Source organism: Loigolactobacillus coryniformis subsp. coryniformis KCTC 3167 = DSM 20001, from assembly GCF_002706425.1.
GTDB lineage: Bacteria > Bacillota > Bacilli > Lactobacillales > Lactobacillaceae > Loigolactobacillus > Loigolactobacillus coryniformis.
Window position 1 is genome coordinate 318,339 of record NZ_CP017713.1, and the last position, 21,257, is coordinate 339,595.

Genomic DNA, 21,257 nt, shown 5'->3' on the forward strand with positions numbered 1-21,257 from the left:
TCAAACTATTTCAGTTTGAAATTAAAGGTACGAGGTGAGATATTTGTGCGTACTACAGGCAGCAGAGATTCAGCAATTGATCCCCAATCGGTTTCCGATTTGTTATATTGATCAAGTTGATGAGTTGGTGCCAGACCAACGAATTGTCGCAACTAAAAATGTTACGATCAATGAGGATTTTCTGCAAGGTTACTTTCCAGGACGACCGGAAATGCCAGGAACTTTGATCGTTGAAACTCTAGCTCAAGCAGCGTCAATTTTGATTTTAAAGTCACCGCAGTTTGCACAACGAACAGCGTATATTGGCAGTATTCGTAATGCGATTTTTCACAAGCGTGTTCGCCCAGGCGCACGCTTACGCCTTGAAGTGGAATTGACTAAAGTCAAGGCGAATATGGGAATCGTCGCAACTAAAGCATCGGTTGACGGTGAGGTTGTTTGCACAGTAGAGTTACATTTTGTTGTGCAGCCAACAGTTGGTTGACATCCACGTCCAACACGGCTAATATTTTGAATATCAAAGTAATTAGCTGGGGAGATAAAAATAATGACACCACAAGGACAGCGTATCAACGACAAGCTTGTCGCCGTTTATAACGACATTGTTCAGCTAGAAGAAATTGAAATAAAGAAAAGTCAGTTCAAAGATTTATCGATCAAAGAGATCCATACGATCAATGCGATCGGGATGTATCATCGTAAAACCTCATCAGAAGTGGCACGAGCGCTGAAGGTAACACCAGGAACGTTAAGTGTTTCGATCAATAACTTAGTGCGTAAAGGTTATGCTGAACGGTTGCGCAGTGATGACGATCGCCGCATCATTCATCTTGGTCTGACCCGCAAAGGGCGCTTGATGTATCGGCTGCATCAGTCATTTCATCGCCAAATGGTGCAGAGCTTTCTTAAGGATCTAAATGAGCAAGAAGTAACGTTGGTGGAAAAAGCGTTAGATAATCTGCAACATTTCTTAGATGAGCATTCTTAAATAAAGGTGGTGATGTCGTGGGCGTAAAAATTGTCCAAACCGCACATGCCGTCCCAACTAAAATTATGACCAATTATGATCTTAGTCAGATCATGGATACTTCAGATGAATGGATTCGCAGCCGCACTGGTATTAGCCAGCGGCACATTGCGACCACGGAAACAACCAGCAGTCTTTGTGGCCAAGTTGCAGAACAATTATTACAACAGGCACAGTTACCAGCGACCGCATTGGATTTTATTGTCGTTTGTACAATGTCGCCGGATTATTTTACACCCGCAACGGCCGCGGTCGTTCAAGGAATGATCGGTGCTACCAACGCGTTTGCTTTTGATTTAAATGCGGCTTGCTCTGGCTTTGTTTATGGCTTGAGCGTCGTACAGCATTATTTTCAGACTAATAAAGAGACCTATGGCTTGCTGATTGGTGGTGAAGTTCTATCGCGACTGATCAATTGGCAGGATCGTTCTACCGCAGTTCTATTCGGTGATGGCGCTGCTGGTGTTTTGCTAAAAAATAGTCACACACCGCATTTACTAGCTAGTGACTTAGCAACCTTCGGGGATCGTGGGGGGCAGTTGACAGCTGGTTATCGCGGTGGTGCCTCACAAATGGTTAATGGCATTAATCAAATTATGCCGTATTTTCAGATGGATGGGCGCGGTATTTATAGCTTTGCAACACGAGGCGTGCCGGCTTCAATTGAACGAGCTTTGCAACAGGCTAACTTAGTGGCCGACCAAGTGGATCATTTTATTTTACACCAAGCTAATACCCGGATCGTTGCACAAGTCGCTAAAAGACTGCAACAACCGCTAAGTAAATTTCCACAGAATATGGCAGCTTATGGTAATACCTCAGCTGCTAGTATCCCATTATTGCTAGATGAATGTGTCCATGCTGGCCAGATCAAGCCAGGAGACGTACTAGTGTTAAGCGGCTTCGGTGGTGGCTTAACTGTGGGTACACAAATTATGATTTATTAAAACATGTCTAAAAAAGGTGTTCAGATTATGAAAATAAGCGAATATAGTGGTCCGCTCGACCAGCGGCGCTACACGTAATAATTTCCCTTTTTTAGCACGATTAGACCAGGTTATAAAAAAACTTTAAAACGATTCAACAATGGAGGCAACAAACATGGAAAAAACAGAAATCTTTAATCAAGTACAAGCAATCATTATGGAACAATTGGACAAAAGTGCGAATGAAGTCACTATGACTACTAATTTCAAAGAAAACTTAAATGCTGATAGTCTGGATGTTTTTGAAATTATTAATGAAATCGAAGACGAATTTGATGTCAAAATCGAAACTGATGAAGAAATCGCTACTGTCAGTGATTTAGTGGATTTCGTTGCTAAACAAATTGCTTAGAGTTTGCTGAAAAAGCGTTTAGGTTAAGTTTGACTGTAAGAACTTTTCCAAACACGAGTTAGTTATTTTTATTGAGATAGAAAGAAGGTGGGCCTGTGAGTCCTTTTATGCAATCGTTGGGCTTAAAGTACCCAATTTTTCAAGGTGGCATGGCCTGGGTAGCTAATGGTGAGTTGGCAGCGGCCGTTTCTAATGCCGGCGGTTTAGGTATTATTGGCAGTGGTCACGCACCGGCAACCGTAGTGGCGAAAGAGATCGCCACGGCTAAAGCGTTAACTGATAAACCGTTTGGCGTTAATGTAATGTTGCTTTCACCACATGTTGAAGAAGTAGTGCAGGTGATTTTACAAGCACACGTTGCCGTGGTAACAACGGGCGCTGGTAATCCGGCAAAGTACATCGCGGCATTTAAAGCAGCAGGAATCAAAGTAGTCCCGGTGGTACCTTCGGTTGGCTTAGCGCGAATTATGGCCCGAATCGGTGTCGATGCGGTAGTTGCTGAAGGCATGGAATCCGGTGGGCACATTGGTAGTATGACGACCATGACACTAGTGCCACAAGTCGTTGATGCAGTGGATATTCCAGTGATTGCAGCTGGCGGAATCGGCGATGGTCGCGGAGTTGCGGCAGCATTGATGCTAGGAGCAGCTGGCGTGCAAATGGGCACGCGCTTTTTAGCCGCTAAAGAATGTCACATTCATGAAAAATATAAAAATGCGGTTTTAAAAGCGAAAGATATCGACACACTAGTCACTGGGGCCTATATTGGGCATCCAGCCCGAGTATTAAAAAATAAAATGAGTCGTCAATTTTTAGTCGCAGAAAAAGCGGCAGCGTTGCAAGATGATCCTGATTTTGCGGCAGTAGAAGAGTTAGGCAATGGTAGTCTGCGGCGCGCAGTAGAAACCGGCGATGAAGTTACCGGTTCATATATGGCTGGTCAAATTGCCGGCCTGATCAAAACAGAAACCAGTTGTGCCACGATTTTGCAAGAGACAGCAGCCCAAGCGCAAGCCTGCTTACAAAAAGGGCAAGCAGAGAATTATTTTTAACGTGAATCATTATTAGTAGTGAAGTAGAAAGGAGCAATCACTATGCAAGTTGCCTATTTATTTAGCGGCCAAGGTGCCGAGCGTGCGGGTATGGGTGCGGCCTTTTATCAGCAGAATGCGCAGTTTAAGCAAGCTTTTGATCAGGCCAGCCAAATTTTGGGAATCGATTTACCGCAGTTATGTTTTACGGCTGATCAACGTTTGCAGACAACGGCATACGCACAACCGGCGTTAGTCGCTCTGAATTGGGCCATCTATCAGGCAGTTCAGGCCGAATTACCATCAGCTCAAGCGTTATTAGGTCTGAGTTTAGGGGAGTACGGTGCGTTGATTGCTGGTGGTCAGCTTTCGGTAGTTAATGGCTTAACGCTAGTCAAAGCCCGGGGTCGGTTAATGGCACAAGCCTGCCAAACTAATCCTGGAGCGATGGCAGTTGTCTTAAAAGCTAGGGCAGAACAAATTGAAGCTGCCTGTGTAGTAGGCCAACAAAGTGGTTTGGTGGCGGTGGCTAATTATAATTCACCACAACAGGTCGTCCTCAGTGGGACAACAGCCGGGGTGACAGCGGCCAGTAATTACTTACGTGAGCATGGTGTTAAACGCGTGTTGCCATTGGCAGTTAGCGGTGCATTCCATACGCCATTAATGCAGTCCGCTGCTACCGCATTTAAACCATACTTAACGCAAAGTCGCTTTGCTACCGGTACGGTTCCAGTTTGGAGTAACACTACAGTAGCGCCATTTACAGCAACTAAGCTAGCGGCTACTTTGAACCGACAAATGGTGCAACCAACTCATTTTGCGGCTTGTGTCACTGGATTGTCCAATCAAGGGATCGATACTTTTATTGAGTTAGGACCAGCACCAGTTCTGTCACGTTTAGTCAAACAGACCTTGCCAACGGCGAAAATCTATCAGATCGCAGATCCACAGACCTTAGCGGTGACCGTTACAGAATTGGAGGTAGCACATGGATCTAACCGGTAAAACAGTGTTGATCACTGGCAGTTCGCGTGGTATTGGCGCGGCAATTGCGCTAGCATTTGCCCAAAAAGGAGCTAACATTGCGTTGAATAGCCGCCATGCTTTAGCTTCAGAACAAGTGGCTGCCATTCAGGCTTATGGTGTTGACTGTGTGGGGACCGTTGGCGATGTCACCCAGGATGCAGCGCAGATCATTGATCAAGTTCTAGCCCATTTTGGTCATTTGGATGTGCTGGTCAATAATGCGGGTATCACGGCCGATAAATTATTGATCCGCATGCAGCCAGCAGATTTTGCGCAAACGATACAAACTAATTTGGTGGGCACTTTTAATATGATCCAGCATAGTTTGAAGCCACTGTTTAAACAGCGTTCAGGCTGCATTATCAATTTAGCTAGTGTGGTTGCGTTGACCGGCAATATTGGTCAAGCCAATTATGCGGCTAGCAAAGCAGGTATTATCGGCTTAACTAAATCAGTGGCTCGTGAGGCGGCGTTGCGGCAAGTACGCTGTAATGCGCTAGCTCCAGGCATGATCACAACTGCTATGACAAAAGATTTAAGTACAAAAGTAAAAACACAAATTGAAACTGAGATTCCGCTAAAAAGATTTGGCACGCCAGAAGAAGTGGCCCAAGCTGCTATCTTTTTAGCCGAAAATGATTATATGACAGGACAAACGATCGCCATTGACGGCGGAATGACCATGTATTAAGTCCTAATTATGAAGGAGGTTTTCCGCATGACGCAACGAGTAGTTGTCACCGGAATGGGCGCGGTCACACCTTTAGGTAACGATGTGACCACAACAATGAAAAATATTACTGCTGGGCAAGTCGGTTTTGCGCCAATCACCAAATTTGCAGCAGCGGCCACAGGAATCACTTTAGCTGGTGAGCTAAAAAACTTCGACGTGACTATGCGCTTGGATAAACGGTTAAGCAAACGCCTAGATCTTTTTTCCCAGTACGCACTTTATAGTGCATTGGAAGCCGCAGAACAAGCCGGCTTAACGGCCGAGACCGTTGCACCAGAACGCTTAGGTGTAATGATCGGCTCTGGGATCGGAGGCTTGACTACAATCGAGGCGCAGGTCACTAAGATGAATGCTAAGGGACCGCAACGCGTTTCGCCACTTTTTGTGCCGGAGTCGATTGCTAATATGGCGGCAGGTAACGTCGCACTACAATTCAATGCACGCAATATTTGTACGGCAGTAGTCACAGCTTGTTCTTCAGGGACTAACGCAATCGGCGATGCTTTTCGTGAAGTTCAAAGTGGGCGTGCAGATATGATGATTGCAGGGGGTGCTGAAGCGCCAATCAATCAAATTGGTATCGCTGGTTTTGCTGCTTTATCAGCGTTATCGCCAGCAACTGATCCACAACGCGCCTCGATTCCATTTGATCAGGATCGTGCGGGTTTTGTGATGGGTGAAGGTGCAGGCATGTTGATTTTGGAAAGCTTAGCACATGCACAGCAGCGTGGTGCCACGATCTATGGTGAAATAACCGGTTACGGCAGTACTTGCGATGCTTTTCATATGACGGCACCTGATCCGGCTGGAACGCAGGCGGCGCGCGCAATGCAGTTAGCGATCGATGAATCCGGCGCAACCGCAGCTGACTTTGGTTATGTTAACGCGCACGGAACTAGTACTAAAGCCAACGATGCAGCCGAATCTGCGGCAATTAATCATGTTTTTACAACCCCAGTGTTGGTCAGCAGTACCAAAAGTATGACGGGCCATTTGCTCGGAGCTGCAGGGGCAATCGAGGCAGTGATCACATTAGCGGCCTTACGGCAAAAGCAATTGCCAGTCAACGTTGGCGTACAACAGCAAGATCCTGCTTGCCCAGTAACACTGGTGACAGCGGAAAATTGCCAGCAAGAAGTGACTAATGCGTTGAGCAATTCATTTGGTTTTGGCGGTCATAATGCGGTACTAGCTTTGAGAAAGTGGGCGTGATCACGTGACTAAAGATGAAGTCCAACAGTTGCTGCAGCAATTTGACCAAAGTAGTTTAAACGAGTTTGCGTTGAAAGATAATAATTTTGAGCTACATTTTGGTAAGCAAAGTGGTGCGGTTGTTAAGGATGATGCAACATTACCGCCAGCGGCAACTAATACGGATACAACAACGATCAAAGCGCCTTTAGTTGGTGTTGTTTACTTAGCGGCGGCACCAGAGCAGCCCGTTTATAAAAAAGTGGGCGATCACGTTGCTGCTGGTGAAGTGATCTGCGTCATTGAAGCGATGAAAATGATGAATGAAGTTAAAAGTGATGTTAGTGGCACAGTGACTGCTATTTTAGTTGAAAATGAAGCTATGGTTGATTTTCACCAACCTTTATTTGAAATTGATCCTGAGTCCTAGTCACAAAATTTAATTATGCAAGGAGGAAATGATGATGTTAAATACAACTGAGATCCAAGCGATTATTCCCCATCGTTATCCCATGTTATTAGTCGATAAGGTGTTGGAACTTGTACCCGGTGAACGGGTCGTGGCCCAAAAAAATGTGACGATCAATGAACCTTTTTTTCAAGGCCATTTTCCTGGCAATCCAGTAATGCCCGGTGTTTTACAAGTTGAAGCTTTAGCCCAAGCAGGTGCGATCGCGATTTTGAGTTTGCCTGAGTTTACCGGGAAAACCGCTTATTTTGGTGGAATCACTAAAGCTAAGTTCCGACAAATGGTTCGGCCTGGTGATGTACTTCAATTAGAATTAACACTGACCAAGTTGCGCGATCATGCCGGTTGCGGTAAAGGGACAATCAAAGTCGCCGATAAAGTAGTTTGTGCTGCCGAGCTTGTTTTTGCAATTGAGTAGGTGATTAAATGTTTCAAAAAGTTTTAGTGGCTAATCGCGGTGAAATTGCCGTGCGCATTATTCGCACGTTACGTGAACTAGGTATCGCCAGCGTTGCAATCTATTCTGAGGCTGATGTAGAAAGTTTACACGTGCAGTTGGCAGATGAGGCAGTCTGCGTGGGCGATGCCGCTGCGCAAGCATCGTACTTAAATCGTCAGAATATACTAAGTGCAGCTATTTTAACGGGCGCCGATGCGATTCATCCAGGCTTTGGCTTTCTAGCTGAAAATGCGGGTTTTGCCGAAATGTGCGCTGCTTGTCAGATTACATTTATTGGCCCACAGCCAGCGACGATTGAATTGATGGGCAATAAGGCGAATGCGCGCGAGTTTATGCGTCAAGCCAATATCCCGGTCATTCCTGGCAGTGACGGTTTCATTGCCGATGTGGCTGCTGCCAAAGCGGTTGCTGCTAAAATTGGCTACCCATTCTTACTAAAAGCCGCTGCTGGCGGCGGTGGGAAGGGTATTCGCAAGGTGACCTGTGCTGCTGATGTAGCACCGCAGTTTATGGCGGCGCAACAAGAGGCGGAGTTGTCATTTGGCGATCAGCGGATGTATATCGAAAAAGTGATGACGGCTGCCAAGCATATTGAAGTTCAAGTCTTTCGTGATCAGCAAGGACACGTTGTTACTTTTCCTGAACGTGATTGCTCAGCACAGCGGCATCATCAGAAAGTTTTAGAAGAAAGCCCATGCGTTCTACTGACGCCATCTAAGCGCGAACAGTTGCTGGCACTCGCGCGTAAAGCCACAACAGCAATGGCCTATCTGAATACTGGTACGTTGGAATTCTTAATGGATCAGCAGCAAAATTTCTATTTTATGGAAATGAATACGCGGATTCAGGTTGAGCATCCAGTGACTGAAATGGTCACCGGTATCGATCTGGTCCGTGAACAAATTTTGGTGGCTAGTGGCGCCGCGTTATCATTTCGCCAGCAGGATATTCAAATTCGCGGCCATGCAATTGAATGCCGGTTAAATGCTGAAGATCCGCTGCAAAACTTTTTACCGGCTGCTGGGACAATCGATTATCTTTACTGGCCGTTAGGTGGATTGGGAATACGAATTGATAGCGGAGTTTATGCTGGTAGCACGGTTCCGCCATTTTATGATTCAATGATTGCTAAATTGATCACCTTTGCGCCAGAACGAACGCAGGCAATCGTTAAAATGTCACGTTTATTGCAAGAATTAGTAATTCACGGCATCACTACTAATCAACAGTTTTCGGCGGCTTTATTGACTGATTCAAGTTATTTGGCCGGTACGCTAACGACCAATGAAATTAGTCAGCGCTTTTTGCCACAGTGGTTAGCGCAACAAAAGCTAGGGGATGAGCAACATGCGGCTGTTTAAACGACGGCGTTACATCAAACTTCCAGCGCATGCTGAATTACAGCGACGCCGGGATCAAGTGCCAACAAATTTATGGCAACGTTGCCCAATTTGTCAGCAAACTTGCTATACCAAAGAACTCGGCCCTTTTAAAGTTTGCCCTCATTGTCATTATGGTCTGCGGCTAACAGCATGGGCGCGGTTAAAGCAATTGACCGCAACATTCACACCGTGGGATGAACAATTGACTACACAGGATCCGCTGAACTTTCCGGGCTATGCAGAAAAGTTAGCCCGTGCTCAGGTAGTAACGCAATTAAATGATAGTGTGCTGACTGGACGTGCTAAAATTGGAACTTCGTTTTGTGCGCTAGGAATCATGGATGCTTATTTTATGATGGGCAGCATGGGGACGGTCACTGGTGAAAAAATCACACGTTTATTTGAGCGCGCGACCCAAGCGCGCTTACCGGTAGTGTTGTTCACTGCTTCTGGCGGTGCACGCATGCAGGAAGGCATTCATTCACTAATGCAAATGACAAAAATAAGTCAAGCGGTAGCGGCACATAGCGCAGCTGGCTTACTTTATGTTGTGGTGTTGACGGATCCAACAACTGGTGGCGTGACGGCAAGTTTTGCCATGGAAGGCGATATTATTTTGGCTGAACCACATGCACTAGTTGGGTTTGCTGGTCGCCGAGTGATTGAGCAAACGATCAATGAACAATTGCCAGCTGATTTTCAGCGCGCTGAGCAGGTGCTGCAAGCAGGATTTATTGATCGTATCGTGCCCCGTGAACACTTGAAAGGTGAGTTAGCGCAGTTACTACAGTTGCATATTAGTGGAGGTGAGGTCAATTAAATGGGGTAAAAAAACGGCTAACGAAATCGTTGCTGCCGCGCGTGCCACGACCAAAATAACACCGCTAGAATTGGCGTCGTTGCTCTTCACTAATTTTATTGAATTACATGGCGATCGTGCTTTAGGGGATGATCCGGCAATTTGTGGCGGCTTGGCTTACTTGGGCGCACAACCAGTAACGGTGATTGCAACCGTTAAAGGCCAACAGTTGGATCAGAAGATCACCACGCATTTTGGTAGTCCAGAACCAGCGGGTTATCGTAAAGCATTGCGGTTAATGCAACAAGCTGCTAAATTTAATCGGCCAGTGATCAACTTAGTGGATACGCCTGGTGCTTATCCAGGTAAGGAAGCTGAGCAACATGGTCAAGGGGCCGCAATTGCGCAAACTATTTTAGCGGCCAGTCAGTTACCGGTACCGTTGATCACTATCATTACCGGTGAAGGTGGTAGTGGCGGTGCACTAGCTTTAGCCAGTGCTGATCAAGTTTGGATGTTGGAAAATAGCATTTACGCGATTCTATCACCAGAAGGTTTTGCATCAATTTTGTGGAAGGATGCCGCGCGTGCACCCGAAGCTGCTGAATTAATGCAATTAACGCCGACCAAACTTTATCAACATGGTATTATTGATGCCATTATTCCTGAGCGGTCGCCAAAGCGTTTGGCGGCTGTGCTGCAAAAAAAGTTACAGCACGAGTTAAGTCAATTGCAATCATTGACGCCAGCGTCTTTATTGGCACAACGACAGCAAAGGTTTCGACAATATTAAAAGGCAGCGGAAAATTTTCCGCGCCTTTTTTTAGTCTAAAAAGTAAAGCAAACCGCTTTCTTTGGTATAATATAGCTATTGTAACAGAATGGAGGCAAAATTTAATGGCAGTCTATCAATCATCCGTCGTACTTTCACCACAGGATTATGCACATTTAGGTGTAACCGCAGACGATTACGCAAAGCAACTAATGGCGCAACAATTCACTGAATTACTTGCTCGGACCATCACCAGCACAGAAGTGGAAGTCTACGACCGGCAAGCGCTACCAGGTAAAACAGAAGCAGTCGAATATTTTGGTCAATTAGCAGCCAAGCAATCATAATTTGTATATTGATTCTCGCTTAACGGCAACCTATAATAGACACATCCAGCAAAAATAGGTGGGCGATTAGTTCGTAGTTGGAGGCGAGAATATGCGGAAGATCCATTTAAGGAATCGGGCTAAGGATCGTAAGTTATCTGAAACTGGGTCACACGATTTTAAAGATATGGTGCGCGCGTCGCAGCAATCAAGTCACGATTTTCGTCGCTTACAAGATAAATTTGCTAAATTGATCGTTAATTATAAAAAGAAACCATAGAATTAAAAAGAAGAGCCGCTGACAATATTATGCCAGTAGCTCTTCTTTTTAACTGATTTAGATTTTTAGTGTATCGGTGTTTTCTGTAAATTGTTGTAAGTGAGCAGTGATCAGATCGACTTCTTTTTTCAGGTCGTTATACTGTTCCGGCGTGAAGTTAAGGTGAGTCAAACAGTTATTAACCCGATCGTAAATTGTATCGCGTTGTGATAATGCTTTTTGTGTCAAATGGATCAAGACACGACGTTCATCCACCGTATCCCGCCGCCGTTCGACCCAATCGTCCTTCTCTAAGCGCTTCAATAGCGGGGTCAGTGTACCGCTATCAAGGTTAAGGTAATGACCAAGATCATTGACGGTTAAGGTATCATGTTCCCACAACGTTAATAACACAATAAATTGCGGATAAGTTAAATGGAAAGGTGCCAAGGCAGTTGCATAGTATTTATTATATTGTTTTTGCGCCGTGTAAAGTGAAAAGCAAAGTTGCTCTTCCAAACGAATTGGCTTTGTCATAATATGTCCCCCTATTTCACAATTAAGGCTGTCGATCAGTAAAAACTACTGATAAATGCTGTGACCATTCTTGTGCCGAAAATCATGTCACAAAAAACTCGGCTCGATTAGCTGGTCACAAAGTACCTTTTGTGACTTAAAAAACGGTTCAACTTGGCTCTGTATTATATTTTACACAACTTTATTGTATTAGTCAGCACCTTTGCTCAATTATTATTGAAAACTCAATTAGTAACGCTTTTGCATGAAAAAAACTGGGTCATATTTAATGGCCCAGTTTTACTGATGACGTTATCTTTAATCGCGCCCAAAAAATTTCGCCCAAAAGCTTTTCTTTGGAGCAGTGATTGCGGAAGAGCTGGCCATTGATAGGCTGGACGCCGAAGCCGGCTTAGGCGCTTGACTTGCAGTGCTGGTTGCCGAAGCAGCACTTGGTGCAACCGCTGCGCTGCTAGTAGCAACTGATTGACTGGCTGCAGTGGTGCTAGCGGCATTACGAACTTCGATTGCTTTCAGCAAATGTTCGTAATTATGATTGGTTTCGTCTAATTGTGTTTTCAATTGGTGGATCTGGGTGACTACTTCAGCGTTTTGATCAGTCAGCTGTTTCAATGTATAAAGAATCGGCGCTAGACTATCGCTGCTGATCTGTGGCGTTGCACTAGTAGCTGCAGTAGTTGCTGGTACTGTTGCGGCGCTAGATTCTGCAGGCTCAGCAGATTTAATGATCTGTTGTTCAAAAACCTCACTGATTGCGTCTTTTAAAGTCTTGCTATGTTCTTTTTTTATTTGATTCACTCGGGCGAGATCAGCAATGTTTTGCGCCGAATATAGGCGACCGTTGTTCTGATCACGATGAAAATAATCCGCACGTCCAGTTGTTTTCTCAACTAATCCAGAATAAGCACGCAAAGTTTGAGGGCTAATATCTAATTCGTCGGCTGCTTGTCTAGGTGTTTGATACTCCTGACCCGAAACGTTTTTCATGAAAAATCATCCTTTTTAATTAATAGCTGGTTAAGCGCGCTTAGAACGGCGCTTGATTAATTATACCGCACTAACTAAGACTTGTCAGGCAGTTTTGGCTAAAGAAATCACCTAGCGCGCTTAGTTTTGCTTTTGGCGCTGACGATAAAAGCTGATCAAGGTCATCAAGATAACAAAACTGAAGCCAAAGAAAACCGCGACAGCCTTACCAACCGCAACCAAGCCATTGATCTCTAAGGCACAATAATAAGCAAAATAAGCAATGACATTAACAACTAGACTGGCTAAACTATTCAATTTAAGTGTGGTCAGGATACCAATAATAATAAAACCGATCGTACATAATAAGGATAAAAGCATACATAAACACCTCTCTGCTCATTTTTGTGTCTAAAATACTGGCTATTACAGTGCTGCGACTTAAACTTGCCGGGTTTTTAACGAAGACTAATCTGCGCCTACTTATTATTTTTTACCCTGTTGCTAGAATGGCCGGCATCTGTAATGTAAAAGTTAACTGCGTTATTATTTTCTAATAGTGTTAGGATGAACGTATTGAAAATTATATTTTTAATATTCTTTAGCTAGCGTAACAGGATTCGTGAAAAAATTCCATAGGTAGCTGCTTTCTGTTACAATGGAGTAAGCGCTTAAGCTGAAATTCATAAATAGTGAGGTTTTTTCGATGGCAGAAGTTTCGGGCATTGAGGGCTTGAGCAGACGGCAAGAGAATATATTAGAACTTGCAGCGCAACTAGTAAAATTACGTGAACAAAAAGGCATTTCTCGTGAAGAATTGGCGAAAAAAACTAATATGACACCGGCGATGGTCGCACGAGTAGAAAACTTAGAATATTTACCAACGCTCAAGACATTATCTAAAATGGCGATCGGGCTTGATTTAAAATTAGGCTGGATCGATAATACGACTGGCCAACAATCGATTGCCAAAGTTGAACTACCACCAACTTGGAAAGACGAAAATTTGGCGATCGATCGTGTAGAATTGGCGCGCGCGGAGGATAATTTACAGCGCTTAACGCTTAGTCCCAGTGATCATTTACGAGTGAAGCCAGCACCAGTACAAGCCGACGTTGCGGATCTGATTTTGGAACAAAAAGGTCAGGTCCGGATGATTGCGAGTGCCATTCCGCTGCTTCAAGCCGAATTACTGCAGCGACGTCTAACTCGCCAATATGAACTTAAATAATTGAGCAGAACATTTGCTGGTAAAATTTGTGTTGTGTACAATGTAATTGCTGGATGAGAATAACTTCAGTCGCAACGGTTAAACTATGGGCAATGATCATAGTGAGAGAATGGAGGAATCTGAATGTTTTTAACTATTACAGATGCAGCAAAAGAAAAATTAGCAAAATATTTAGTCGCCGATAAACAAATTATCTTAGATCTTGATGATGGTGTTGGTAAATTTTCCAAGGTTGGCTCCTGTGCGTTAAATCTCAGTTATCGCTTATTGATCGTTGATGCAGCTGAAGATATCAGTGAAGATTATTCTGGTACGCTGGACAGCACAGTTGGCACTTTGCGCATTAAGCCGTACTCGACACAATATCTGGATGAAGATATGCGGTTGGATGTTAATCCGCGGCTTAATACATTAGGCTTATTCAGTGAAAGTGAACAAATGGACCCTAACGTGAATATTGTTGATATTACTAAAGAAATCAATGCTTAAATTGGTGATAATAAGCGGCTGCCTATGAGGTAGTCGTTTTTTTTGCTGCGTTTTGTTTTTTTATAATGAAATCGATTGCATTTTAAATGGAATAGACTATGCTGGGTGTAGCTTTAGTTTATGTCGTGTTTTTTGCCGCAATAACGGTCGATACTAGGCACACTTAAATTTTTAACTTTAAAAGGAGGCTTCATGATGAAATTACTTGGGAGTTTAGTGATCATTGTTGCTAGTTTAGGCATTATCTATGGTGGATTACGTTATATACGTTTCAGTAAAGCTGCTTTTGCTAAAGCCAACGTTAAAGTTGATTTTACTAAAACGCCAGCTGCGGTCGGTTTTGCGCCGGGTATTATTGGTGCGATCATCATGCTAGTCGGTTTTGCAGGCTGTGTTTGGGGCTTAATGTTATTCTAATCTTGTTTTGGGAACCAGCATTAGTTGGTCCTTTTTTATTTTCTTAGTTCTATGCTATGATTAAATTTATGAAAGCGGATCAATATTTGGAGGATGAGTAATGTATAAACTGATCGTATGTGATTTAGATGAAACTTTATTGGATCGTGACGCACGAATTTCGAAACAAAATGAACAGGCAATCAAGACGTTTGTTGCGCAAGGTGGCCATTTTGTGCCGAATACTGGGCGTAGTTTTTTATCGATCCAAGATGATTTGCAGCAATTAGGCTTGTTGCAGCAGCCAGGTCAATACGTTATTTCCTATAATGGCGGTGCAATTGTGGAGAATGCCGGTAACCAGGTTTTGACGACCAATCCGCTTGATTTTGCCACCGTTAAGAAGATCTATGATATTGCCCGTGCAGAGCAGGTCAGCGGGCATATTTACACGTTGGAAAATCTGTATGTTTGGCAGCCAAGTGTGGCGGAACGGCAGTATTTGGATCAGCGTGGGGTTAAATATATGCCGGTGCCTGATGACAGCTTAGACTTTTTGCGCACGCAACCGTTGATGAAAATTATTTTACAGGATGACGATCCGGCACGACGTGAAGCGCTTGGTCAAGCAATTCCTAAACAGGTAACAACACCGCTAGCAACGACTTTTTCATCAGGTCGTTATGTTGAATTTAATCACGTGGCTGCGGATAAAGGTAAGGCAACGCTGCAATTGGCAGCTAAATTAGGGGTTAAGCCGGATGAGATCATGGCGCTAGGCGATAATAGTAATGATCTGGCCATGATCACTGCCGCTGGGCTAGGCGTTAGTGTGCAAAATGGAACAGATGTGGTCAAGGCGGCGGCTGACTATGTGACGACCGCAGACCATGCGCATAGTGCCGTGGCTGAGGCAATTGAAAAGTTTGCCTTGCACTAAAAAATTGGTTATGCTGAAACTGGTTTGAAACAACACAGAAGGGAAGTTATTTTATGGGACAAACGATTCCAGAAGTTACGCTAAATAATGGTGTTAAAATGCCACAATTTGGTTTAGGTGTATTTAAAGTTGATAATGCCGCTGATATTAAAAATTCGATCAAGTGGGCGTTGGCTGACGGTTATCGCCTGATCGATACGGCTATGATCTATCAAAATGAGCAATGGGTTGGCGAAGCAATCAAGGAAAGTGGCGTGCCACGTGAAGACTTGTTTATCACTTCAAAATTGTGGAACTCAGATCGTGGCTATGAGGGCACAAAGGCAGCATTCGCAGCAAGTTTACAGCGTTTAGGCTTAGATTACTTGGATCTATATTTGATCCACTGGCCAGCTGATGGTTATGTTGAATCGTGGCGGGCAATGACTGATCTCTATCATGAAGGTAAAATTCGGGCGATCGGTGTTTCTAATTTTGAACCCCATCATATCGATGACTTATTAGCACATTCCGATGTGGTTCCAGTGGTTGATCAGATCGAAACGCATCCACTCTTCCAGCAAAAGGAATTGCATCGTTATTTAGCCAATCATCAGATCGTCCATGAAGCTTGGGGACCTCTAGGCCAAGGTAAGAGTAATATTTTGGTGGATCCGGTTTTAACTAAGATCGCTGCTAAATATAATAAAACCACCGCACAAGTTGTTTTGCGCTGGCATATTGACCGTGGGGTAATCGTTATTCCTAAGTCGATTCATGAACAACGTCTGGCCGAAAATGCCAATATTTTTGACTTCGCGTTAACTGATGAAGAAATGCAGGCTATCGCTGGATTAGATCAAAATAAGCGTTTAAGCCGTGATCCAGACGATACAGAATGGTTGAAAAAAACGCAAGAATAAGTAAAATGGGCCGCTGACTTAATGTCAGTGACCCATTTTTTAAATATCGAGATAACCAAGAAACATCGCGACAACTAAGATGATCAGAACGGTGCTAGTGATCGCCACGTACAGGCGGTCATTTTCTTTAGCAAACGCGTAGATCGAAACCACAACCCGCAACACTGGCGTTAAAATTAAACAAAATATGCCTAACATAATAATGGCGAAGGGTTTGAATTGAATCAAGCCGTGAAAAATAGCGCCAAAATGCGTAGGAAAATTCTGACCACTATAACCACTATGGCCGGTAAACAAAAGGAGGAGTAGACCGATGCCGATAATGATTGCTGAGATCAGCACGCCAATCTGTAAGATGACGCCAATGATCTTCTCAACTTGTGCCATTTCTGTATTTGTTTGTTCTTTATTTGGCTGCATTAGAAGCTCACCCCGAATCCTTTAAGAATCATTTCGCCGCCAATATAGATCAGTAAGGGGACGAAAATGATCCGAATCCATCGTGCTGGTAATCGTTGCATGATCCGTGTACCTAACGTGGCACCAATCAGTACGCCAACGGCCAATGGTGCTGCGATCTGCGGTAAAATTGAGCCATTAAAAAAGTAAACGGTCGCGCTAGCTGCTGCGGTAACACCCATCATCAAATTGCTGGTGGCACTAGAGGGTTTTAACGGCATCTTCATGACAGTATCCATCGCCATAACTTTGAATGGCCCGCTACCGATACCTAACATGCCACTAGCTAAACCAGCACCAAACATAACGCTTAAACCACCAGGAATATGCTCGACTTGATAATCGACTTGCTGTTGCGTATTTTTATCATAATAACTGCTGTTGAGCCGCAACTTTTCTGCCAGTGGGTCCGGCTGTGTCTTATGCAACACTTCACTGCCGGCACGTAATTTGCGGTACATATTCCAAGAAGAAAAAAGTAATAGACCGCCAAATAAAACATATAGAAAATTAGGGTGTACCACACCGACTAAAATGGCGCCGACGATTGCGCCGACAGTTGTTGCAATTTCCAAAAACATTGCAACACGCAAATTTAATAAATCATCTTTAATATAAGCGATAGTTGCACCAGAGCTAGTCGCAATGACTGAAATTACACTGGCACCAATTGCGTATTTGATATCTAAACCAAAGCCTAGCGTTAAAATCGGCGTAATGATAATGCCACCGCCAATACCAAGAATCGCGCCTAAAATACCGGCTAAAATACCGATACCAAAAATAATCAATACTGTTTGTAACATAGTCGCCCCTCTTTTTATAGTTGATCAAGCGTGACCAAACACGACACGCCAATTAATAAGGATGGTTTGCCATATTCTAGTTTAACATATTCCTGTAATAACGCACTTTTTTCCGGCTGAGCAAGTTGATAGAAGTAATGGACAACTCATGTTAAAATCTAGCCATATTTAGCAGGTAACACTTATTGTTAGATTTTACTTGCTGTTAAGTACGGCGTGGGGGAATATTTTAGTAACGCTGCGCTTGATAATTAGTGAATAAATTATAGTCTAAATATTAATAACGCTTTTGTTACTTTTTTAGTACAATATGTAAGGGCAAACAAAGCGAAAGGTCGTGAATAGAAATGTCTAAGCGAGTTCGTAAATGGATCATAAATATTGGTATCGGAATCTTATTGATTGTTGGTTTAGCACTGGTATTTAATGAGCCAATCAAGAATTGGGTCATCAGTAACATGACACAAAATCACATTGAGCAGTTGACTAAAAAGAAAGTGACTGCTAATGCTAAGAAGAAGACCACGTTTAATTTTAAACAAGTTAAATCCTTAGGCGTTAATGAGGTGGCTCATGCTGCGGTAAATCAGGATGGCGTTTTGACCATTGGTAAGATGGCTATACCAAGTATCGACATGCGTTTACCGATTGTTAAGGGCTTGTCAAATGATGCACTGGCAACTGGTGGGGCAACGATGAAAGAAGATCAGAAAATGGGTCAAGGCAATTATGCATTGGCTGGTCACTACATGTTGAATAATGGTGCTAATTTATTTTCACCATTGGATAATATTCAAATAGGCACAACTATGTACATTACGGACTTGACAAAAGTTTATCAATATAAAGTGACGTTCAAAAAAGTGGTCAACCCGTATGCAACTGAACTGATCGATGATGTGCCTGGTAAAAAGTTATTAACGTTGATTACTTGTGCGGACGGTGGGGTCAATCGGTTAGCGGTTCAAGGAAAGCTGATTGCGACAACTAAAGCAACCAAGACTAATCTTGTAGTGTTCAATAAATAATAGTCGTATGAATTGGTGTTTGCGTGCGCTAAGGGAGTATAGATATGAAAAAAGGCGTCTTGTTGGTCAATTTAGGAACACCGGAAACGCCGACAGCAGCGGCTGTGCGCACTTATTTAAGTCGTTTTCTGGCTGATCGACGGGTGATCGATTTGCCACGACCGCTATGGCTACCGATTCTGTATGGCATGATTTTACCCATGCGGCCGCCGCGTTCAGCAGCCTTATATCGGAAAATCTGGACCAAGCAGGGGTCGCCGCTGCTACTTTATACACAAGCACAGGCACGACAGTTACAAGCCTTGTTGCCGGAATCTGTTGTACGTTACGCGATGTGCTATAGTGAGCCGACTGTAGCCACGGCATTGCAAGAGATGCAGGCCGACGGAGTCACTGATCTGACGGTAATTCCACAATATCCGCAGTATTCGACCACGACTGTTGGTTCAGTGTTTGACCAAGTTACAGCGTATTTTAGGCAAACGGCGACATCGCCGCAATTGCATTTTGTGAGTTCTTTTTATCAGGAACCAAGTTATATCCATGCATTGGCGAATCAAATTAAACGAGCTCTAAAACAGCAGCCAGCGGGGCATTTAGTTTTTTCATACCATGGTATTCCGCAACGATACGCTGACCAAGGTGACCCATACCCGCAACAATGTGAGCAGACAACAAAACGGGTAATGGCGTTGGTCGGGGACGTACCATATACGCAGTCCTACCAATCTAAATTTGGCCCCGGACAATGGCTACAGCCAGCTACCGCGCAAGTGATGCGTACATTGCCCCAACAAGGTGTTAAGCAAGTGATCGTGATCACACCAGGATTTGTTGCTGATTGTTTGGAGACCTTGCAGGAAATCGATCACGAAAATCGCGGTTATTTTATGCAAAGTGGTGGTAGCGAGTTTACCTATTTACACCCATTCAACGGTAGTCCTACTTTTACCCGTCTGTTAGCCACGATTGCAGTTGGTCAAGCGTAACCATTTTGAAGTGATTGTGGTACACTTAAAAGTAGTTATTGCGATTAAATTGGTGAAGGATGGTGCATTGACATGAGTGAATCACGGGAATTAAGTGCGTTAGCGGAACAGATTATTCAATACCAAAAACGTCACGATCAGACTGATAATGAATTGGCATTTAATAGTCACGTTTCGGTAGAACATATTCACGCTATAAAAGCGATGGAGATGACGCCGCCGGCCGATGACGTTAAACGCATTCAAGAGTATATTCAAGGTAAATAAACAAAAAGCGTGGACTGAAAATTAATTCGGTCCACGCTTTATTTCTATTTATCACTAACTTTTTTAGTTTGCTCGTGAGCAACTAAGGCTGCTTTTAGAGCCTGCTGAATTAGGTGTGCAGTCACATCATTGTTGATCTTTTTGTCTGTCCGTCCGGTAATTTTCCGCCGGAAATTCTCTTCAACTAAACGCATTGTAAATTCCTCCAATCAAAAATGATTGAAAATAAAAACGCCCCTTTAGCCTTGGCTGAAAGAAGCGCTGGAATACGTACATTGTGCTCCTTATCTACTCAGCTACTTGCTGCTGGAATTAGCACCTTGCTTTGTGGTAGGTTGCTGTGCTGTCATCGGGCCAGATCCCTCAAGCACTCTGGATAAAGACGTTCTTAATTTCACTGTTAGTGTAGCAAGTTTTATTTGTAAATGCAAACGCTATCCATTATGCGGAATAGTGATGGGAATTTTTACCGTAATATAATTTTAAAGTTATGTAAAAAGTAGCTTTTTATATAGCAAGTGCTACAATTAAGAATTAAGTAAGCGATTTCTTATATCTGTTATTTTGGTACGGAGGTGATCGGTTTGCGTAAAATTAGTTTTGCGGCTAAGGGTTCAGCTGAAGAGCAAGATTGGTTGAATGACTGGGCAAAGTTAGGCTGGAATTTGCGGCATGTTTCAGGATATGTTTATTCGTTTAAGCAGCAAAGTTTTCCAGTATTCATTGCCACACGTTATTTAACGACGTTACCAGAACGGACAACTGATGATAATATCATTCAAGATGTGGCATTGAAGACACCGCAACTATTTGTGCAGTATGCAGCGGTGGCCAAGCGCGCGCATGCTAGTCCGAAAACAGCCGCTGATGACATCGTCAGCGGGAAAATCATAGCGGCAGCGCGGCAACGTCTGTTGAAAGCAGAGTTACTGTGGGCTTTGTTGGGGTTTCTGGCAATATTTAGCCGGATGGTTTATTTGAATGTTAGTGGGTTTACAGCACCTAGTGGGATGGGTATTTTAGGTAGCCTGATGTCTAGTGTCCCGTTTTTAGGCGGCTTATTACTCTGGCTAGTAGGTCTTGCTGGACTCATAAGTATCAATCATCAAATCGGGCAGCGTGATCGACAGTATCGCCTGCTCAACAATGACTTCGCAAATGCAGCGCTAACAGCGAAGTACGTAACACTTACCAGTACTGCCGCCCAAATCGACTTAACACCGGTAGCTGATCTGGGTCGGTGGCAACTATTATCAGTCAAGGCTGGCGATTTCCATTATCGCCTGTAAACTTTATTGACTGATGATGAAATCGAGCAACAAGTGACTGCTAAATTACCGACAGTACAACGGGTAACGGTCACTAAGTGGTTAGGATTTATGTATATACCAATCTAATATTCATAGGATAAGTTATAAACTAAAGTAATAA

The 21,257-nt window shown here is 43.7% G+C and carries 30 protein-coding genes and 1 riboswitch; of the genes, 24 read left to right on the forward strand and 6 right to left on the reverse strand.

The window, feature by feature from the left end; genetic code table 11:
* The first annotated feature begins 43 nt into the window (after nucleotides 1-43).
* From fabZ (LC20001_RS01535) to LC20001_RS14345, 15 genes are all read left to right on the forward strand, one after another.
* Nucleotides 44-484, forward strand: a complete 441-nt coding sequence (fabZ, locus tag LC20001_RS01535; RefSeq protein WP_003676806.1) for a 3-hydroxyacyl-ACP dehydratase FabZ — start codon at nucleotides 44-46, stop codon at nucleotides 482-484.
* Between the two features lie 63 nt (nucleotides 485-547).
* Nucleotides 548-988: a MarR family winged helix-turn-helix transcriptional regulator gene (locus tag LC20001_RS01540; RefSeq protein ID WP_003676804.1), complete on the forward strand. Its 441-nt coding sequence runs from the start codon at nucleotides 548-550 to the stop codon at nucleotides 986-988.
* Between the two features lie 17 nt (nucleotides 989-1,005).
* The gene (locus LC20001_RS01545) at nucleotides 1,006-1,974 is read left to right on the forward strand and encodes a beta-ketoacyl-ACP synthase III (protein ID WP_010011406.1); all 969 of its coding nucleotides are present in this window, start codon (nucleotides 1,006-1,008) and stop codon (nucleotides 1,972-1,974) included.
* Nucleotides 1,975-2,128: 154 nt separating this feature from the next.
* Nucleotides 2,129-2,365, forward strand: coding sequence for an acyl carrier protein (gene acpP / locus LC20001_RS01550; protein WP_010011407.1), 237 nt, complete (start codon nucleotides 2,129-2,131; stop codon nucleotides 2,363-2,365).
* Between the two features lie 95 nt (nucleotides 2,366-2,460).
* On the forward strand, nucleotides 2,461-3,417 hold the full coding sequence (gene fabK, locus LC20001_RS01555; RefSeq protein WP_003676802.1) for an enoyl-[acyl-carrier-protein] reductase FabK: 957 nt from the start codon (nucleotides 2,461-2,463) through the stop codon (nucleotides 3,415-3,417).
* Nucleotides 3,418-3,459: 42 nt separating this feature from the next.
* Nucleotides 3,460-4,404, forward strand: coding sequence for an ACP S-malonyltransferase (fabD, locus tag LC20001_RS01560; RefSeq protein WP_010011410.1), 945 nt, complete (start codon nucleotides 3,460-3,462; stop codon nucleotides 4,402-4,404).
* Nucleotides 4,388-5,116: a 3-oxoacyl-ACP reductase family protein gene (locus tag LC20001_RS01565; RefSeq protein ID WP_010011412.1), complete on the forward strand. Its 729-nt coding sequence runs from the start codon at nucleotides 4,388-4,390 to the stop codon at nucleotides 5,114-5,116. Before fabD ends, LC20001_RS01565 begins: the two co-directional genes overlap by 17 nt.
* 27 nt (nucleotides 5,117-5,143) lie before the next feature.
* The gene (fabF, locus tag LC20001_RS01570) at nucleotides 5,144-6,370 is read left to right on the forward strand and encodes a beta-ketoacyl-ACP synthase II (RefSeq protein ID WP_010011413.1); all 1,227 of its coding nucleotides are present in this window, start codon (nucleotides 5,144-5,146) and stop codon (nucleotides 6,368-6,370) included.
* Nucleotides 6,371-6,374: 4 nt separating this feature from the next.
* Nucleotides 6,375-6,779 (forward strand): acetyl-CoA carboxylase biotin carboxyl carrier protein, encoded by a 405-nt coding sequence (locus tag LC20001_RS01575; protein WP_003676797.1) that lies wholly within the window; start codon nucleotides 6,375-6,377, stop codon nucleotides 6,777-6,779.
* A gap of 34 nt (nucleotides 6,780-6,813) precedes the next feature.
* Entirely contained in the window at nucleotides 6,814-7,236 is a 423-nt protein-coding gene (fabZ, locus tag LC20001_RS01580; protein WP_010011414.1) for a 3-hydroxyacyl-ACP dehydratase FabZ, read from the forward strand.
* 8 nt (nucleotides 7,237-7,244) lie between these two features.
* A complete protein-coding gene (locus LC20001_RS01585; protein ID WP_010011416.1) occupies nucleotides 7,245-8,639 on the forward strand; it encodes an acetyl-CoA carboxylase biotin carboxylase subunit in 1,395 nt (464 codons plus the stop codon).
* Entirely contained in the window at nucleotides 8,626-9,480 is an 855-nt protein-coding gene (accD, locus tag LC20001_RS01590) for an acetyl-CoA carboxylase, carboxyltransferase subunit beta (protein ID WP_010011417.1), read from the forward strand. The genes LC20001_RS01585 and accD overlap by 14 nt, the downstream gene beginning before the upstream one ends.
* Nucleotides 9,467-10,252, forward strand: coding sequence for a carboxyltransferase subunit alpha (accA, locus tag LC20001_RS01595; RefSeq protein WP_010011418.1), 786 nt, complete (start codon nucleotides 9,467-9,469; stop codon nucleotides 10,250-10,252). Before accD ends, accA begins: the two co-directional genes overlap by 14 nt.
* Nucleotides 10,253-10,356: 104 nt before the next feature.
* A complete protein-coding gene (locus LC20001_RS01600; RefSeq protein WP_010011419.1) occupies nucleotides 10,357-10,578 on the forward strand; it encodes a hypothetical protein in 222 nt (73 codons plus the stop codon).
* Between the two features lie 91 nt (nucleotides 10,579-10,669).
* Nucleotides 10,670-10,837 carry a hypothetical protein gene (locus tag LC20001_RS14345; protein ID WP_010011420.1) on the forward strand — a complete coding sequence of 56 codons (168 nt, stop codon included), beginning with the start codon at nucleotides 10,670-10,672 and terminating at the stop codon, nucleotides 10,835-10,837.
* Nucleotides 10,838-10,894: 57 nt separating this feature from the next.
* Here LC20001_RS14345 and LC20001_RS01605 read toward each other — a convergent pair whose 3' ends face one another.
* The 3 genes from LC20001_RS01605 to LC20001_RS01615 all read right to left on the reverse strand — a co-directional run bounded on the left by LC20001_RS01605 (nucleotide 10,895) and on the right by LC20001_RS01615 (nucleotide 12,700).
* Nucleotides 10,895-11,353: a MarR family winged helix-turn-helix transcriptional regulator gene (locus tag LC20001_RS01605; RefSeq protein WP_010011421.1), complete on the reverse strand. Its 459-nt coding sequence runs from the start codon at nucleotides 11,351-11,353 to the stop codon at nucleotides 10,895-10,897.
* 297 nt (nucleotides 11,354-11,650) lie between these two features.
* Entirely contained in the window at nucleotides 11,651-12,340 is a 690-nt protein-coding gene (locus tag LC20001_RS01610; protein WP_010011422.1) for a helix-turn-helix domain-containing protein, read from the reverse strand.
* A gap of 120 nt (nucleotides 12,341-12,460) precedes the next feature.
* Nucleotides 12,461-12,700, reverse strand: coding sequence for a hypothetical protein (locus tag LC20001_RS01615; RefSeq protein WP_010011424.1), 240 nt, complete (start codon nucleotides 12,698-12,700; stop codon nucleotides 12,461-12,463).
* Between the two features lie 325 nt (nucleotides 12,701-13,025).
* Between LC20001_RS01615 and LC20001_RS01620 the strand changes: the two genes are divergently transcribed.
* From LC20001_RS01620 to LC20001_RS01640, 5 genes are all read left to right on the forward strand, one after another.
* Nucleotides 13,026-13,550: a helix-turn-helix domain-containing protein gene (locus LC20001_RS01620; protein ID WP_010011426.1), complete on the forward strand. Its 525-nt coding sequence runs from the start codon at nucleotides 13,026-13,028 to the stop codon at nucleotides 13,548-13,550.
* Between the two features lie 123 nt (nucleotides 13,551-13,673).
* A complete protein-coding gene (locus LC20001_RS01625; protein WP_056943253.1) occupies nucleotides 13,674-14,039 on the forward strand; it encodes an iron-sulfur cluster biosynthesis family protein in 366 nt (121 codons plus the stop codon).
* Nucleotides 14,040-14,234: 195 nt separating this feature from the next.
* Entirely contained in the window at nucleotides 14,235-14,456 is a 222-nt protein-coding gene (locus LC20001_RS01630; protein ID WP_010011428.1) for a hypothetical protein, read from the forward strand.
* Nucleotides 14,457-14,556: 100 nt separating this feature from the next.
* A complete protein-coding gene (locus tag LC20001_RS01635; protein WP_010011430.1) occupies nucleotides 14,557-15,375 on the forward strand; it encodes a Cof-type HAD-IIB family hydrolase in 819 nt (272 codons plus the stop codon).
* 53 nt (nucleotides 15,376-15,428) lie between these two features.
* Nucleotides 15,429-16,277, forward strand: coding sequence for an aldo/keto reductase (locus tag LC20001_RS01640; RefSeq protein ID WP_010011431.1), 849 nt, complete (start codon nucleotides 15,429-15,431; stop codon nucleotides 16,275-16,277).
* Between the two features lie 39 nt (nucleotides 16,278-16,316).
* Here the strand turns inward: LC20001_RS01640 and LC20001_RS01645 are convergent, their stop codons facing one another.
* The gene (locus LC20001_RS01645; protein WP_003676787.1) at nucleotides 16,317-16,697 is read right to left on the reverse strand and encodes a DUF1634 domain-containing protein; all 381 of its coding nucleotides are present in this window, start codon (nucleotides 16,695-16,697) and stop codon (nucleotides 16,317-16,319) included.
* Entirely contained in the window at nucleotides 16,697-17,542 is an 846-nt protein-coding gene (locus tag LC20001_RS01650) for a sulfite exporter TauE/SafE family protein (protein WP_010011432.1), read from the reverse strand. The genes LC20001_RS01645 and LC20001_RS01650 overlap by 1 nt, the downstream gene beginning before the upstream one ends.
* A 347-nt stretch (nucleotides 17,543-17,889) precedes the next feature.
* Here LC20001_RS01650 and LC20001_RS01655 point away from each other — a divergent pair, with 347 nt between their 5' ends.
* The 3 genes from LC20001_RS01655 (at nucleotide 17,890) to LC20001_RS01665 (ending at nucleotide 19,826) form a co-directional block, all read left to right on the forward strand.
* Entirely contained in the window at nucleotides 17,890-18,570 is a 681-nt protein-coding gene (locus LC20001_RS01655; protein WP_010011433.1) for a class A sortase, read from the forward strand.
* A gap of 44 nt (nucleotides 18,571-18,614) precedes the next feature.
* Nucleotides 18,615-19,559, forward strand: a complete 945-nt coding sequence (gene hemH, locus LC20001_RS01660) for a ferrochelatase (protein WP_010011434.1) — start codon at nucleotides 18,615-18,617, stop codon at nucleotides 19,557-19,559.
* Between the two features lie 72 nt (nucleotides 19,560-19,631).
* Nucleotides 19,632-19,826 carry an LBP_cg2779 family protein gene (locus LC20001_RS01665; protein WP_010011435.1) on the forward strand — a complete coding sequence of 65 codons (195 nt, stop codon included), beginning with the start codon at nucleotides 19,632-19,634 and terminating at the stop codon, nucleotides 19,824-19,826.
* Between the two features lie 44 nt (nucleotides 19,827-19,870).
* On the opposite strand, the gene LC20001_RS14350 is transcribed toward LC20001_RS01665, so the two are convergent.
* Complete coding sequence (locus tag LC20001_RS14350) at nucleotides 19,871-20,020, reverse strand: hypothetical protein (RefSeq protein ID WP_010011436.1); 150 nt, start codon at nucleotides 20,018-20,020, stop codon at nucleotides 19,871-19,873.
* A gap of 87 nt (nucleotides 20,021-20,107) precedes the next feature.
* A riboswitch (SAM riboswitch) is annotated at nucleotides 20,108-20,209 on the reverse strand.
* Between the two features lie 192 nt (nucleotides 20,210-20,401).
* Here LC20001_RS14350 and LC20001_RS01670 point away from each other — a divergent pair.
* Nucleotides 20,402-21,115, forward strand: a complete 714-nt coding sequence (locus LC20001_RS01670) for a hypothetical protein (RefSeq protein ID WP_373878848.1) — start codon at nucleotides 20,402-20,404, stop codon at nucleotides 21,113-21,115.
* Nucleotides 21,116-21,257: the final 142 nt, after the last annotated feature.

What these genes read in the sequence shown, in the direction of transcription:
- LC20001_RS01540 (WP_003676804.1), top strand. Translation starts at nt 548, where the DNA reads ATGACACCACAAGGACAGCGTATCAACGACAAGCTTGTCGCCGTTTAT.
- acpP (WP_010011407.1), top strand. Translation starts at nt 2,129, where the DNA reads ATGGAAAAAACAGAAATCTTTAATCAAGTACAAGCAATCATTATGGAA.
- fabD (WP_010011410.1), top strand. Translation starts at nt 3,460, where the DNA reads ATGCAAGTTGCCTATTTATTTAGCGGCCAAGGTGCCGAGCGTGCGGGT.
- LC20001_RS01565 (WP_010011412.1), top strand. Translation starts at nt 4,388, where the DNA reads ATGGATCTAACCGGTAAAACAGTGTTGATCACTGGCAGTTCGCGTGGT.
- fabF (WP_010011413.1), top strand. Translation starts at nt 5,144, where the DNA reads ATGACGCAACGAGTAGTTGTCACCGGAATGGGCGCGGTCACACCTTTA.
- fabZ (WP_010011414.1), top strand. Translation starts at nt 6,814, where the DNA reads ATGTTAAATACAACTGAGATCCAAGCGATTATTCCCCATCGTTATCCC.
- LC20001_RS01585 (WP_010011416.1), top strand. Translation starts at nt 7,245, where the DNA reads ATGTTTCAAAAAGTTTTAGTGGCTAATCGCGGTGAAATTGCCGTGCGC.
- accD (WP_010011417.1), top strand. Translation starts at nt 8,626, where the DNA reads ATGCGGCTGTTTAAACGACGGCGTTACATCAAACTTCCAGCGCATGCT.
- LC20001_RS01600 (WP_010011419.1), top strand. Translation starts at nt 10,357, where the DNA reads ATGGCAGTCTATCAATCATCCGTCGTACTTTCACCACAGGATTATGCA.
- LC20001_RS14345 (WP_010011420.1), top strand. Translation starts at nt 10,670, where the DNA reads ATGCGGAAGATCCATTTAAGGAATCGGGCTAAGGATCGTAAGTTATCT.
- LC20001_RS01605 (WP_010011421.1), bottom strand. Translation starts at nt 11,353, where the DNA reads ATGACAAAGCCAATTCGTTTGGAAGAGCAACTTTGCTTTTCACTTTAC.
- LC20001_RS01610 (WP_010011422.1), bottom strand. Translation starts at nt 12,340, where the DNA reads ATGAAAAACGTTTCGGGTCAGGAGTATCAAACACCTAGACAAGCAGCC.
- LC20001_RS01615 (WP_010011424.1), bottom strand. Translation starts at nt 12,700, where the DNA reads ATGCTTTTATCCTTATTATGTACGATCGGTTTTATTATTATTGGTATC.
- LC20001_RS01620 (WP_010011426.1), top strand. Translation starts at nt 13,026, where the DNA reads ATGGCAGAAGTTTCGGGCATTGAGGGCTTGAGCAGACGGCAAGAGAAT.
- LC20001_RS01625 (WP_056943253.1), top strand. Translation starts at nt 13,674, where the DNA reads ATGTTTTTAACTATTACAGATGCAGCAAAAGAAAAATTAGCAAAATAT.
- LC20001_RS01630 (WP_010011428.1), top strand. Translation starts at nt 14,235, where the DNA reads ATGAAATTACTTGGGAGTTTAGTGATCATTGTTGCTAGTTTAGGCATT.
- LC20001_RS01635 (WP_010011430.1), top strand. Translation starts at nt 14,557, where the DNA reads ATGTATAAACTGATCGTATGTGATTTAGATGAAACTTTATTGGATCGT.
- LC20001_RS01640 (WP_010011431.1), top strand. Translation starts at nt 15,429, where the DNA reads ATGGGACAAACGATTCCAGAAGTTACGCTAAATAATGGTGTTAAAATG.
- LC20001_RS01645 (WP_003676787.1), bottom strand. Translation starts at nt 16,697, where the DNA reads ATGCAGCCAAATAAAGAACAAACAAATACAGAAATGGCACAAGTTGAG.
- LC20001_RS01650 (WP_010011432.1), bottom strand. Translation starts at nt 17,542, where the DNA reads ATGTTACAAACAGTATTGATTATTTTTGGTATCGGTATTTTAGCCGGT.
- LC20001_RS01655 (WP_010011433.1), top strand. Translation starts at nt 17,890, where the DNA reads ATGTCTAAGCGAGTTCGTAAATGGATCATAAATATTGGTATCGGAATC.
- hemH (WP_010011434.1), top strand. Translation starts at nt 18,615, where the DNA reads ATGAAAAAAGGCGTCTTGTTGGTCAATTTAGGAACACCGGAAACGCCG.
- LC20001_RS01665 (WP_010011435.1), top strand. Translation starts at nt 19,632, where the DNA reads ATGAGTGAATCACGGGAATTAAGTGCGTTAGCGGAACAGATTATTCAA.
- LC20001_RS14350 (WP_010011436.1), bottom strand. Translation starts at nt 20,020, where the DNA reads ATGCGTTTAGTTGAAGAGAATTTCCGGCGGAAAATTACCGGACGGACA.